The organism is Pseudomonas sp. M1, assembly GCF_022760135.1.
Lineage (GTDB): Bacteria > Pseudomonadota > Gammaproteobacteria > Pseudomonadales > Pseudomonadaceae > Pseudomonas > Pseudomonas citronellolis.
This window is the reverse complement of record NZ_CP094343.1, coordinates 1579825-1593038: the sequence shown is the minus strand read 5'-3', so window position 1 is coordinate 1593038 and position 13214 is coordinate 1579825. Positions and strand designations below refer to the sequence as shown.

Below are 13214 nucleotides of genomic sequence, written 5' to 3'. Positions count from 1 at the left end.
TCAATCCTCCTCGATCAGGGTGCCTTCGGCACCACCAACAACAATATTCAGCAGCGCGCCCGGCTTGTTCATGTTGAACACCCGCAGCGGCATTTTCTGGTCGCGGCACAGGCAGATGGCGGTCAGGTCCATCACGCCCAGCTTGCGGTCGAGCACTTCATCGTAGGTCAGGCGCTCGAACTTCTCGGCGTTCGGGTCCTTGAACGGATCGGCAGTGTACACACCATCGACCTTGGTCGCCTTCAGCACCACGTCGGCATCGATTTCGATGGCGCGCAGGCAGGCGGCCGAGTCGGTGGTGAAGAAGGGGTTGCCGGTACCGGCGGAGAAGATCACCACTTCGCCGCTGGCGAGGTGGCGCATGGCCTTGCGGCGGTCGTAGTGGTCGGTGACGCCGACCATGCTGATGGCCGACATGACGATGGCGGTGATGTTCGAGCGCTCCAGGGCGTCGCGCATGGCCAGGCCGTTCATCACGGTGGCCAGCATACCCATGTGGTCGCCGGTGACGCGGTCCATGCCGGCCGCCGACAGGGCCGCGCCACGGAACAGGTTGCCGCCGCCGATGACCAGGCCGACCTGCACGCCGATGCCGACCAGTTGGCCGATCTCCAGGGCCATGCGGTCCAGGACCTTGGGGTCGATACCGAACTCTTCGCTGCCCATCAGGGCTTCGCCGCTCAGTTTTAGAAGAATGCGTTTATAGCGAGGTTGACGTGCGCTCAGCTGCTGAGCCATGACCTTTTTCTCCTGCGGCGATGTGGAATGCGTGGCGCCTGACCGGGCGCCTGTCGGGGAAGCCTGGCCCTACCAGGCTAGCAGCGCCGCGAACCGACGAACGGTGCGAAGCCGCGGAGACCGCCCCGAATGGTCTCCCCACTTTGACGAAGAGGCCGCACGCGCGAGCGGGCAGCCTCTTCCGGGGCGACGGTGGAAACCGTCTTATTGCTTGGATGCAGCTACTTGAGCAGCAACCTCGGCAGCGAAGTCGGCCTCGGCCTTCTCGATGCCCTCGCCCACTTCGAAGCGAACGAAGGAGACGATCTCGGCGCCGGCTTTCTTGGCCAGTTCACCGACCTTGACTTCCGGATCCTTGACGAACGGCTGCTCGACCAGGCTGGCTTCGGCGAGGAACTTGTTGATGCGGCCCTTGACCATGTTCTCGACGATGTTTTCCGGCTTGCCGGCGATCTTGTCGGCGTTCAGCGCCAGGAAGATTTCCTTTTCCTTGGCCACGGCGTCTTCGGAAACCTGCGACGGGTCCAGGAACTGCGGGTTGCTGGCGGCGACGTGCATGGCGATGTCACGGGCCAGTTCGGCGTTGCCGCCTTTCAGGGTGACCAGTACGCCGATGCGGTGACCGTGCAGGTAGGCGCCGACCACGTCGCCTTCGGCGCGTGCCAGGCGACGGATGTTGACGTTCTCGCCGCACTTGGCGACCAGGGCCTCACGGGCGGACTCCTGCTCGGCGATCAGCGGAGCGGCGTCGCTCAGCTTCTGGGCGAAAGCCTTGTCCAGGCTGGCGGCGACGAAGTTCTTGAAGTCGTCCTGCAGGGCCAGGAAGTCGGTCTGCGAGTTGACTTCGATGATGGTGGCGGCCTTGGCGTCGTCGGCCACTTTCACCGCGATGGAACCTTCGGCGGCGATGTTGCCGGCCTTCTTGGCAGCCTTGATGGCGCCCGAAGCGCGCATGTCGTCGATGGCCTTCTCGATGTCGCCTTCGGCGGCAACCAGGGCCTTCTTGCACTCCATCATGCCCTGGCCGGTGCGCTCGCGCAGTTCTTTAACCAGTGCTGCAGTGATCTCTGCCATTTGCAAATCCTCTTGAGTTGGTTCTCAAAACCAGATCGCCCGGCGGGCCGGGCGGAATTCGGGAGTGGCAAAAAGGGGGCCAGGCCCCCTTTTTGCGCACCGCTGGACGTCTGGACGTCCCGGAATCAGCCTTCGGCGGATTCGGCCGGCGCTTCTTCGACGAACTCGTCAGCACCGCCCTGGGCGTTCTGACGGCCGCGCAGTACGGCTTCGGCCATCGAACCCAGGTACAGCTGAACGGCGCGGATGGCGTCGTCGTTACCGGGGATGACGTAGTCGACGCCGTCCGGGCTGCTGTTGGTATCGACGATGCCGATGACCGGGATGCCCAGCTTGTTGGCTTCGGTGATGGCGATGCGCTCGTGGTCGACGTCGATCACGAACAGCGCGTCCGGCAGGCCGCCCATGTCCTTGATGCCGCCCAGGCTGCGATCCAGTTTTTCCAGATCACGGGTGCGCATCAGGGCTTCTTTCTTGGTCAGCTTGTCGAAGGTGCCGTCCTGCTGCTGGGTTTCCAGCTCGCGCAGGCGCTTGATCGACTGACGGATGGTCTTGTAGTTGGTGAGCATGCCGCCCAGCCAACGGTGGTCGACGTAAGGCATGCCGCAACGGGCGGCTTCTTCGCGAACGATCTTGCCGGCGGAACGCTTGGTGCCGACGAACAGGATCTTGTTCTTGCCCTGGGCCAGGCGCTCAACGAAGGTCAGGGCCTCGTTGAACAGCGGCAGGGTCTTTTCCAGGTTGATGATGTGGATCTTGTTGCGCGCGCCGAAAATGAACTTGCCCATTTTCGGGTTCCAGTAACGGGTCTGGTGGCCGAAGTGCACACCGGCCTTCAGCATATCGCGCATGTTGACTTGGGACATGATAGTTCCTCGATAAGTCGGGTTGGGCCTCCATGCATCCCAATGACCAACCCCCGAACGCATCGCAGGGCACCCAGGTCATCGTGTCGATGCATGTGTGGGTTAGGCTTGAACAGGCCATAGCCTGCAAAAGCGGGGCGCTTTATATCACACAAAGCCGCTGGAGGCTAGAAGCTGGAGGCGGGAACGCAGAGGACGTTCTTTCGTTCAGCCTCCAGCCTCCAGCCTCCAGCCTCCAGCCTCCATGGCAGCCTGCCGCCTGCGAAACTGTTACCATTGCCTTTTTCCGCCCGCGTCCGAGAATTCTATGACCGTCACCATCAAGACGCCCGAAGACATCGAGAAAATGCGCATCGCCGGCCGCCTGGCCGCCGAGGTGCTGGAAATGATCGGCGAGCACGTCAAGCCCGGGGTCACCACCGACGAACTGGACCGCATCTGCCACGACTATATAGTCAACGTCCAGCAGGCCATCCCCGCGCCCCTGAACTACAAGGGCTTCCCCAAGTCCATCTGCACCTCGATCAACCACGTCGTCTGCCACGGCATCCCCAACGAGAAGCCGCTCAAGGAAGGCGACATCGTCAACATCGACATCACCGTCATCAAGGACGGCTACCACGGCGACACCAGCAAGATGTTCCTGGTGGGCAAGACCCCGGAGTGGGCCGACCGTCTGTGCCAGATCACCCAGGAATGCATGTACAAGGGCATTTCCGTGGTCAAGCCCGGCGCGCGCCTGGGCGACATCGGCGAGGTGATCCAGAAGTACGCCGAGAAGAACGGCTTCTCGGTGGTCCGCGAGTACTGCGGCCACGGCATCGGCAAGGTGTTCCACGAGGAGCCCCAGGTGCTGCACTACGGCCGCGCCGGCACCGGCCTGGAACTCAAGGAAGGGATGATCTTCACCATCGAGCCGATGATCAACCAGGGCCGCCCGGAAACCCGCCTGCTGGGCGACGGCTGGACCGCCATCACCAAGGACCGCAAGCTCTCCGCCCAGTGGGAGCACACCGTGCTGGTGACCGCCGACGGCTACGAGATCCTCACCCTGCGCAACGACGAGAGCTTCCCGCGCACCAGCGCGTGAGCGGCGTTGCAATCTCGCCGACGGCTGGGTAGAACATGGAAATCCCGGCCCGGCACCCTCGCCGGGCCTGGCGCCACGCGCCCCAGGCCCGGACGATGACTTGCCCCTGCCCTCCCCCATCCCAGAATCAGGAAGGCCGCCATGCCGCAGGTGGATCCCGAGTTGTTCGACCCTGGGCAGTTCCAGGCGGAACTGGCCCTCAAATCCAGCCCCATCCCCGCCTTCAAGAAGGCCATCCGCCAGGCCAACGAGGTGCTGGACGCGCGCTTCAACGGCGGCCGTGACATCCGCCGGCTGATCGAGGACCGCGCCTGGTTCGTCGACCAGATCCTGCAGCAGGCCTGGCAGCGCTTCGCCTGGTGCGAGGACGCCGACATCGCCCTGGTGGCGGTGGGCGGCTACGGCCGTGGCGAGCTGCACCCGCACTCGGACATCGACATCCTGGTGCTGCTCGACAGCGAGGACCAGGAGGTCTTCCGCGAGCCCATCGAGGGCTTCCTCACCCTGCTCTGGGACATCGGCCTGGAAGTCGGCCAGAGCGTGCGCTCGGTGGCCGAATGCGCCGAGGAAGCGCGTGCCGACCTGACGGTGGTGACCAACCTGATGGAGTGCCGGACCATCTCCGGCCCCGACCACCTGCGCCAGCGCATGCTCGAAGCCACGGCCAGCAGCCAGATGTGGCCCAGCGGCCAGTTCTTCCTGGCCAAGCGCAAGGAACAGATCCACCGCCACACCAAATACAACGACACCGAATACAACCTGGAGCCCAACGTGAAGGGCTCGCCCGGCGGACTGCGCGACATCCAGACCATCCTCTGGGTGGCGCGCCGGCACTTCGGCAGCCTCAACCTGCACGCGCTGGTCAAGGAAGGCTTCCTGGTGGAAAGCGAGTCCAGCGTGCTGGCCTCCTGCCAGGAATTCCTCTGGAAGGTCCGCTACGCCCTGCACATGCTCGCCGGGCGCGCCGAGGACCGCCTGCTGTTCGACCACCAGCGGCGCATCGCCGGGATGCTCGGCTACCAGGACAACGACGCCAAGCTGGCCGTCGAGCGCTTCATGCAGAAGTACTACCGGGTGGTGATGGCGGTCTCCGAGCTGAACGACCTGATCATGCAGCACTTCGAGGAAGTCATCCTGCGCGCCGGCGAAGGCGGGCAGGTGACGCCGCTGAACAGCCGCTTCCAGGTCCGCGACGGCTACCTGGAGGTGACCAACTCCAACGTCTTCAAGCGCACCCCCTTCGCCCTCCTGGAAATCTTCGTGCTGATGGCCCAGCACCCGGCGATCAAGGGCGTGCGCGCCGACACCATCCGCCTGCTGCGCGACAGCCGGCACCTGATCGACGACGACTTCCGCCACGACATCCGCAACACCAGCCTGTTCATCGAGCTGTTCAAGTGCCGCGAAGGCATCCATCGCAACCTGCGGCGGATGAACCGCTACGGCATCCTCGGCCGCTACCTGCCGGAGTTCGGCCTGATCATCGGGCAGATGCAGCACGACCTGTTCCACATCTATACGGTGGACGCCCACACCCTCAACCTGATCAAGCACCTGCGCAAGCTGCAGCGCCCGGACATGGCCGAGAAGTACCCGCTGGCCAGCAAGATCATGGAGCGCCTGCCCAAGCCCGAGCTGATCTACCTCGCCGGGCTCTACCACGACATCGCCAAGGGCCGTGGCGGCGACCATTCCGAGCTGGGCGCGGTGGACGCCGAGCTGTTCTGCCAGCGCCACCAACTGCCGCAGTGGGACACCCAACTGGTCAGCTGGCTGGTGCAGAACCACCTGGTGATGTCCACCACCGCGCAGCGCAAGGACCTCTCCGACCCGCAGGTGATCTTCGACTTCGCCCAACTGGTCGGCGACCAGACGCGCCTGGACTACCTCTACGTGCTCACCGTGGCCGACATCAACGCCACCAACCCGAGCCTGTGGAACTCCTGGCGCGCCAGCCTGCTGCGCCAGCTCTACACCGAGACCAAGCGCGCCCTGCGCCGCGGCCTGGAGAACCCGCTGGACCGCGAGGAGCAGATTCGCCAGACGCAGAGCGCGGCCATCGACATCCTGGTGCGCGACGGCATCGACCAGGACGACGCCGAGCAGCTCTGGAGCCAACTGGGCGACGACTACTTCCTGCGCCACAGCGCCGCCGACGTGGCCTGGCATACCGAGGCCATCCTCCAGCACCCGGACGACGGCACGCCGCTGGTGCTGATCAAGGAAACCACCCAGCGCGAGTTCGAGGGCGGCACGCAGATCTTCATCTACGCCGCCGACCAGCACGACTTCTTCGCCGTGACCGTGGCGGCGATGGACCAGCTCAACCTGAACATCCAGGACGCGCGGATCATCACCTCCACCAGCCTGTTCACCCTCGACACCTACATAGTGCTCGACGCCGATGGCGGCTCGATCGGCGACAATCCCCAGCGCATCGCCGAAATCCGCCAGGGCCTGGTGGACGCGCTGAAGAACCCCGACGACTACCCGAACATCATCCAGCGCCGCGTGCCCCGGCAGCTCAAGCACTTCGCCTTCGCGCCGCTGGTGACCATTTCCACCGACGCCTCGCGCCAAGTCAGCGTGCTCGAGGTCATCGCCCCCGACCGCCCGGGCCTGCTGGCGCGCATCGGCGGGCTGTTCCTGGACTTCGACCTGTCGGTGCGCAACGCCAAGATCGCCACCCTCGGCGAGCGCGTGGAAGACGTGTTCTACGTCACCGACGCGCACAACCAGCCACTCTCCGACCCGGACCTGTGCAAGCGACTGCAGGCGGCCCTGGTCGAGCAGCTTTCACAGGCCAACGGCCAGGAAACCGTTCCGGTCCGCATCAGCATCTGACGAGCGATTCACATGAACCCAGACCTCGACCTGCTCCAGCCCTACCCCTTCGAGAAGCTCCGCGCCCTGCTCGCCGGCGCCCAGCCGCCGGCCGGGCTTGCGCACATCGCGCTGTCCATCGGCGAACCCAAGCACCGCTCGCCGGAATTCGTCGCCAAGGCCCTGGCCGACAGCCTCGACCAACTGGCGGTGTACCCGACCACCCTGGGCCTGCCGGCGCTGCGCGAAACCATCGCCGCCTGGTGCGAACGCCGCTTCGGCGTCCCCGCCGGCTGGCTGGACGCGGCGCGCCACGTGCTGCCGGTGAACGGCACCCGCGAAGCGCTGTTCGCCTTCACCCAGGCGGTAGTGGACCGCAGCAAGAACGGCCTGGTGATCAGCCCCAACCCCTTCTACCAGATCTACGAAGGCGCGGCCCTGCTGGCCGGCGCGCAGCCGCACTACCTGGCCTGCCGCGCCGGGAACGGCTTCAATCCGGACTTCGACGCGGTGCCGGCGGACGTCTGGCAGCGCTGCCAGATCCTCTTCCTCTGCTCCCCGGGCAACCCCACCGGCGCGCTGGTCCCGCTGGAAACCCTGAAGAAGCTGATTGCCCTGGCCGACGAGCACGACTTCCTGATCGCCGCCGACGAGTGCTACAGCGAGCTGTACTTCGACGAGCAGAACCCGCCGCCCGGCCTGCTCAGCGCCTGCGCCGAACTGGGCCGCTCGGACTTCAGGCGCTGCGTGGTGTTCCACAGCCTGTCCAAGCGCTCCAACCTGCCGGGCCTGCGCTCGGGCTTCGTCGCCGGCGACGCCGAGGTGCTGAAGAAATTCCTCCTGTACCGCACCTACCACGGCTGCGCCATGCCGGTGCAGACCCAGTTGGCCAGCATCGCCGCCTGGCAGGACGAGGACCACGTGCGCGCCAACCGCGACCTGTACCGCGAGAAGTTCGCCGCGGTGCTGGACATCCTCGCCGGCGTGCTCGACGTACAGCGTCCGGACGGCAGCTTCTACCTGTGGGCGAAGACGCCCATCGCCGACACCGAGTTCTGCCGCGGCCTGTTCGACCAGCAGCACGTCACCGTGGTGCCGGGCTCCTATCTGTCCCGCGAAGTGAACGGCGAGAACCCCGGCGCCAACCGCGTGCGCATGGCCCTGGTCGCGCCGCTGGCGGAATGCGTGGAAGCGGCCGAGCGGATCAAGCGCTTCGTCCAGGCCAGCCCAGATCAAACCCGGAGCCGCCCGTAGCCAAGGCCAAACGGCGGATAACGCCGTAGGCGTTATGCGCCCTACGCCAAGCCCGCCAGCAACGTAGGGCGTATAACCGTTCGCGGTTATCCGCCGCTTCACCCAGACCAAAGCCCGCGCCCAGATCAACTTCGGAGCCGCCTGCAGCCAAGGCCAAACGGCGGATAACGCCGTAGGCGTTATCCGCCCTACGCCAAGCCCACCGGCAACGTAGGGCGAATAACCGTTCGCGGTTATCCGCCGTTTCACCTGGGCCTCAGCCCGCGCCGCGGTCAAGCTCGAAGCCGCCTGCAACCTGCCGCCGCCCTACACCCACCGCCCCGCCTTGCTGGTCAGCCAGGCTTCCTGGGAGTCCAGGTCGCCGAGCACCTTGCGCATGGTCTCGTCGTCCACCAGGTTCTCCCGGCGCAGCTGGTACAGCTCCAGGCGCTGGGTACGCAGCGCCTTGATGCGCAGGGCCTGGTCGGCCAGCTCCAGGCTGCGCGCCCGCTCCCGCGCCTCGGCGCTGTCCGGAGCCGGGTCGAGCTGCTGGCGGTACTCGGCCATCAGCCGCGCCTTCACCTCCGCCAGCCGCGCGGCCTCCTCGGCATCCACCTTCTCGCCGGCTGGCATTTCCTCCTTCTCCAGCATGCGGATGGCCGCCACCGCGGTGCGCCGCCATACCGAGCGGTACTCCAGTTCGGACTGGTCGTTGCTGGCCACCGGCAGCCCCTTGAGCAAGGCCGGCAGGCCCAGGGTGGCCGCCAGCAGCGACACCAGGATCACCCCGGCGGCGATGAAGATGATCAGGTCGCGCTGCGGGAAGGCCTCGCCGCTGCCCAGCAGCAGCGGCACCGACAGTACGCCGGCCAGGGTCACCGCCCCGCGCACCCCGCCCAGCGCCGAGATCGCCGACAGCCGCAGCACCGGCTCGCCGGGCTTGCCGCCCAGCTCGATGCCCCACCAGCGCTCGAAGCGCAGCGACAGCTTCCAGTAGCACCAGACCCAGGCGAAGCGCAGCAGGATCAGCACGGCATACACCGCCAGCACGTAGAACAGCAACTGCGAGGAACGCCACAGGCTGTCGCCGGCGTGGTGCGTCACCGACTTGAGGATGTCCGGCAGTTGCAGGCCCAGCAGCAGGAACACCACGCCGTTGAAGGCGAACTCCAGCATCGACCAGACGCTGCGGTTGAGCACGCGGGTGTGGGTCTGCCGCGGCAGCAGATCGGTCCAGCTCTGCATCATGCCCGCCGCCACCGCCGCGAGGATGCCGGAGACGCCGAACTCCTCGGCAACCATGTACACCGCGAAGGGCAGCAACAGCATGAGCACCACGTGGGTGGCCGGGTCGTCCCAGCCGCGGCGGATCATCCAGGCGCGGATGCGCCCCAGCAGCCAGCTCAGCACCACGCCGCAGGCCAGGCCGCCAATCGCCACCAGGAGGAAGCTCAGGCTGGCGTCGAGCAGCGAGAAGGCGCCGGTCATGGCCGCGGCCACGGCGAACTTGAAGGCCACCAGGCCCGAGGCGTCGTTCATCAGCGCCTCGCCCTGCAGCACGTGCATCAGCCGCCGCGGCAGGCGGTTCTGGGCGATCGCCGATACCGCCAGGGCGTCGGTGGGCGACAACACCGCGGCCAGGGCGAAGGCGGCGGCCCAGGGAATCTCGGGAATCAGCAGGTGGATGAAGGCGCCACCGCCAGCCACGGTGAACAGCACCAGGGCGAAGGCCATGGTCAGGATCGGCCAGCGCATCTGCCAGAACTCGCCCTTGGGCATGCGCCAGCCATCGGCGAACAACAGCGGCGGAATGAACAGGAACATGAACAGCTCCGGGTCCAGCGCCACGTGCAACCCCAGGCTGGGCCAGGCCAGGACCGCCCCCGAGGCGATCTGGATCAGCGGCAGCGGCAAGGGCAGCAGTTGCGCCAGCAGGCGCGTGCCCCCGACCACCAGCAGCAGGATGAGCACGGTATACACGGTTTGCATCGACGATCTCCCAGTCGCCAGTTCGCGGCGCCCCATTGGAACATCCAGAGACGCTCTCCATCAGCCCCCGGGCGAGCAATAGACTATTGCAATCGCAAAAGAATCGTCCCGCCCTCCCCACCCCCGCAAGTTCACGGGAAAATGGCATAATCCCACGCTTGCCAAAGGAACGACGAGGAGCGCCGCCCATGACCCAGCGGACCATCTACGGAATCAAGGCCTGCGACACCATGAAGAAAGCCCGCACCTGGCTTGAGGAACACGGCGTCGACTATGCCTTCCACGACTACAAGACTAGCGGAATAGACCGCGCGCACCTTGAGCAATGGTGCGCCGAGCACGGCTGGCAGACGGTCCTGAACCGCGCCGGCACCACCTTCCGCAAGCTCGACGAGGCGCAGAAAGCCGACCTCGACGAGTCCCGCGCGATCGAGCTGATGCTCGCCCAGCCGTCGATGATCAAGCGTCCGGTGCTGGACCTTGGCGACCGCACCCTGGTCGGCTTCAAGCCCGACGCCTACGCCGCCGCGCTGGCCTGACACTTTTTCACCGTTTTTTCGAGGAACCGCACATGTCCCAATCCCTGTTCAGCCTGGCCTTCGGCGTCGGCACCCAGAACCGCCAGGACGCCTGGCTGGAAGTCTTCTACGCGCAACCGCTGCTGAACCCGACCGCCGAGCTGGTCGCCGCCGTCGCGCCGATCCTCGGCTACGAGAACGGCAACCAGGCCATCGCCTTCAGCAACCAGCAGGCCTACCAGTTGGCCGACGCGCTGAAGACCATCGCCCCGGCCCAGGCCGCCCTGCTCAACCGCCTGGCCGAAAGCCAGAAACCGCTGGTCGCCACCCTGCTGGCCGAAGACGCCGCCCCCGCCTCCACTCCCGAGGCCTACCTGAAGCTGCACCTGCTCTCGCACCGCCTGGTCAAGCCCCATGGCGTCAACCTGTCGGGCATCTTCCCGCTGCTGCCGAACGTGGCCTGGACCAACATCGGCGCCGTCGACCTGGCCGAGCTGGCCGAGCTGCAACTCGAAGCGCGCCTGAAGGGCAAGCTGCTGGAAGTCTTCTCGGTGGACAAGTTCCCGAAAATGACCGACTACGTGGTCCCGGCCGGCGTGCGCATCGCCGACACCGCCCGCGTGCGCCTGGGCGCCTACATCGGCGAAGGCACCACCGTGATGCACGAAGGCTTCGTCAACTTCAACGCCGGCACCGCCGGCCCGGGCATGATCGAAGGCCGCGTCTCCGCCGGCGTGTTCGTCGGCAAGGGTTCGGACCTGGGCGGCGGCTGCTCGACCATGGGCACCCTGTCCGGCGGCGGCAACATCGTCATCAGCGTCGGCGAAGGCTGCCTGATCGGCGCCAACGCCGGCATCGGCATCCCGCTGGGCGACCGCAACATCGTCGAAGCCGGCCTGTACGTCACCGCCGGCACCAAGGTGGCGCTACTGGACGACCAGAACAACCTGGTCAAGGTGGTCAAGGGCCGCGACCTGGCCGGCCAGCCGGACCTGCTGTTCCGCCGCAACTCGCAGACCGGCGCGGTGGAGTGCAAGACCAACAAGACCGCCATCGAGCTGAACGAAGCGCTGCACGCGCACAACTAAGTCAGAGCTGGAAGCTGGAAGCCAAAAGCCGGAAGCGAGCTGCACAAGGCACTTCCAGCTTCCAGCTTCCAGCTTCCAGCTTCAGGCTTACAGCCATGCTTCTTTCCCCCTGGCGCTCCGCCTTCCCTGCCCTCGCCGCGCTGGCAGCCGAGGAGCAGACCTACCTCGACAGCGCCGCCACCGCGCAGAAGCCCCAGGCCATGCTCGACGCCCTGGCCGGCTACTACGCCAGCGGCGCGGCCAACGTCCATCGTGCCCAGCACCTGCCCGGCGAGCGCGCCACCCGCGCCTTCGAGGCGACACGCACACGCCTGGCACAATGGCTGGACGCCGGCAGCCCGGAACAGCTCGTGTTCACCCACGGCGCCACCGAGGCCCTGAACCTGCTGGCCTACGGCCTGGAGCCGCTGTTCGGCGAAGGCGACGAGATCGCCATCAGCGCCCTGGAGCACCACGCCAACCTATTGCCCTGGCAGCAACTGGCGCTGCGCCGCGGAGCGAAGCTGGTGGTGCTGCCGCTGGACGACCGCGGGGTCATCGACCTGGAGGCCGCCACGCAACTGATCGGCCCGCGCACCCGCCTGCTCGCCGTGAGCCAGTTGTCCAACGTGCTCGGCACCTGGCAGCCACTGCCGGAGCTGCTGGCCCTGGCCCGCGCGCAAGGCGCGCTGAGCGTGGTGGACGGCGCCCAGGGCGTGGTCCATGGCCGGCACAGCCTGTCCGCCCTGGGCTGCGACTTCTACGTGTTCTCCAGCCACAAGCTCTACGGCCCCGAGGGCCTGGGCCTGCTCTGGGGCCGCGCGGAAGCGCTGGCGCGCCTGCGCCACTGGCAGTTCGGCGGCGAGATGGTGCAGAACGCCGATTACCAAAGCGCGCACTTCCGCCCGGCGCCGCTGGGCTTCGAAGCCGGCACCCCGGCCATAGGCGCGGTGATCGGCCTGGGCGCCAGCCTCGACTGGCTGACCCGCCAGGACGCCGCGGAAATGGCCGCCCACGAAGCCCTGCTGCATGCCCAACTGCTGGCCGGGCTGCGCGCCCGCGACGGCGTGCGCCTGCTGGGCGAACCCCAGGCGGCGCTGGCCAGCTTCGTGGTGCGGGACGTGCACAGCGCCGACCTCGCCCACCTGCTCACCGAACAGGGCGTGGCGGTGCGCGCCGGACACCACTGCGCCATGCCGCTGCTCAAGCGCCTGGGCCTGCCCGGCGCCATCCGCGTGTCCCTGGCCCTGTACAACGACGGCGCCGACCTGGAGCGCTTCTTCCGCGCCCTCGACGGCGCCCTGGAACTGCTGCGATGAGCCTGCCCGAAGCCGTCCGCCAGGCGCTGGAAGCCTTCGCCGGGCAAGCCTCCTGGGAACAGCGCGCGCGCCTGCTGATGCAATGGGGCGACAGGCTGGAGCCGCTGGACGAGTCGGAACGCAGCGAGGCCAACCGCATCCATGGCTGCGAAAGCCTGGTCTGGCTGGTGGCCGAACAGCGCGATGGCGCCTGGCACTTCCGCGCCACCAGCGACGCACGCCTGCTGCGCGGGCTGATCGCGCTGCTGCTGGTGCGAGTGCAGGGGTTGCCGGGGGAGGAACTGGCGCAACTGGACCTGGGGCAGTGGTTCAACGAACTGGGCCTGGGTCGACAATTGTCGCCCTCGCGCAGCAATGGCCTGAATGCGGTGCTCCAACGCATGCGCGAACTCGTTTCGTAGGAGCGAGCTTGCTCGCGAACAACCGAGTCAAGCTCAATTCCGGAGCGATATCGAAGTCCGCCCCCTCTCCCCAGCCCTCTCCCTGAAGGGAGAGGG

The 13214-nt window shown here is 66.8% G+C and carries 11 protein-coding genes; 7 read left to right on the top strand and 4 right to left on the bottom strand.

Translation table 11 applies throughout. The features are described 5' to 3' along the window. The 3 genes from pyrH to rpsB form a co-directional block, all read right to left on the bottom strand. Nucleotides 1–738, bottom strand: coding sequence for a UMP kinase (pyrH, locus tag PM1_RS07095; RefSeq protein WP_009616635.1), 738 nt, complete (start codon nt 736–738; stop codon nt 1–3). 204 nt (nt 739–942) lie between these two features. Continuing rightward, nucleotides 943–1812 (bottom strand): translation elongation factor Ts, encoded by an 870-nt coding sequence (gene tsf, locus PM1_RS07090; RefSeq protein WP_009616633.1) that lies wholly within the window; start codon nt 1810–1812, stop codon nt 943–945. Nucleotides 1813–1937: 125 nt separating this feature from the next. Continuing rightward, entirely contained in the window at nt 1938–2678 is a 741-nt protein-coding gene (rpsB, locus tag PM1_RS07085) for a 30S ribosomal protein S2 (protein WP_009616632.1), read from the bottom strand. 307 nt (nt 2679–2985) lie between these two features. Between rpsB and map the strand changes: the two genes are divergently transcribed. From map to dapC, 3 genes are all read left to right on the top strand, one after another. Continuing rightward, on the top strand, nt 2986–3768 hold the full coding sequence (map, locus tag PM1_RS07080; RefSeq protein ID WP_009616630.1) for a type I methionyl aminopeptidase: 783 nt from the start codon (nt 2986–2988) through the stop codon (nt 3766–3768). A gap of 141 nt (nt 3769–3909) precedes the next feature. Continuing rightward, nucleotides 3910–6612: a [protein-PII] uridylyltransferase gene (locus PM1_RS07075; protein ID WP_009616628.1), complete on the top strand. Its 2703-nt coding sequence runs from the start codon at nt 3910–3912 to the stop codon at nt 6610–6612. Nucleotides 6613–6624: 12 nt separating this feature from the next. Next, nucleotides 6625–7845, top strand: a complete 1221-nt coding sequence (gene dapC / locus PM1_RS07070) for a succinyldiaminopimelate transaminase (protein WP_009616626.1) — start codon at nt 6625–6627, stop codon at nt 7843–7845. Between the two features lie 306 nt (nt 7846–8151). On the opposite strand, the gene PM1_RS07065 is transcribed toward dapC, so the two are convergent. Continuing rightward, a complete protein-coding gene (locus PM1_RS07065) occupies nt 8152–9813 on the bottom strand; it encodes a Na+/H+ antiporter (RefSeq protein ID WP_009616624.1) in 1662 nt (553 codons plus the stop codon). A gap of 188 nt (nt 9814–10001) precedes the next feature. On the opposite strand from PM1_RS07065, the gene PM1_RS07060 reads away from it, so the two are divergent. The 4 genes from PM1_RS07060 (at nt 10002) to PM1_RS07045 (ending at nt 13118) form a co-directional block, all read left to right on the top strand. Further along, nucleotides 10002–10352, top strand: coding sequence for an ArsC family reductase (locus tag PM1_RS07060; RefSeq protein ID WP_009616622.1), 351 nt, complete (start codon nt 10002–10004; stop codon nt 10350–10352). Nucleotides 10353–10384: 32 nt separating this feature from the next. Beyond that, nucleotides 10385–11419 carry a 2,3,4,5-tetrahydropyridine-2,6-dicarboxylate N-succinyltransferase gene (gene dapD / locus PM1_RS07055; RefSeq protein ID WP_009616620.1) on the top strand — a complete coding sequence of 345 codons (1035 nt, stop codon included), beginning with the start codon at nt 10385–10387 and terminating at the stop codon, nt 11417–11419. A gap of 95 nt (nt 11420–11514) precedes the next feature. Next, nucleotides 11515–12717, top strand: coding sequence for an aminotransferase class V-fold PLP-dependent enzyme (locus PM1_RS07050; protein ID WP_009616617.1), 1203 nt, complete (start codon nt 11515–11517; stop codon nt 12715–12717). Further along, nucleotides 12714–13118, top strand: coding sequence for a SufE family protein (locus tag PM1_RS07045; RefSeq protein ID WP_009616615.1), 405 nt, complete (start codon nt 12714–12716; stop codon nt 13116–13118). Before PM1_RS07050 ends, PM1_RS07045 begins: the two co-directional genes overlap by 4 nt. Nucleotides 13119–13214 lie beyond the last annotated feature (96 nt).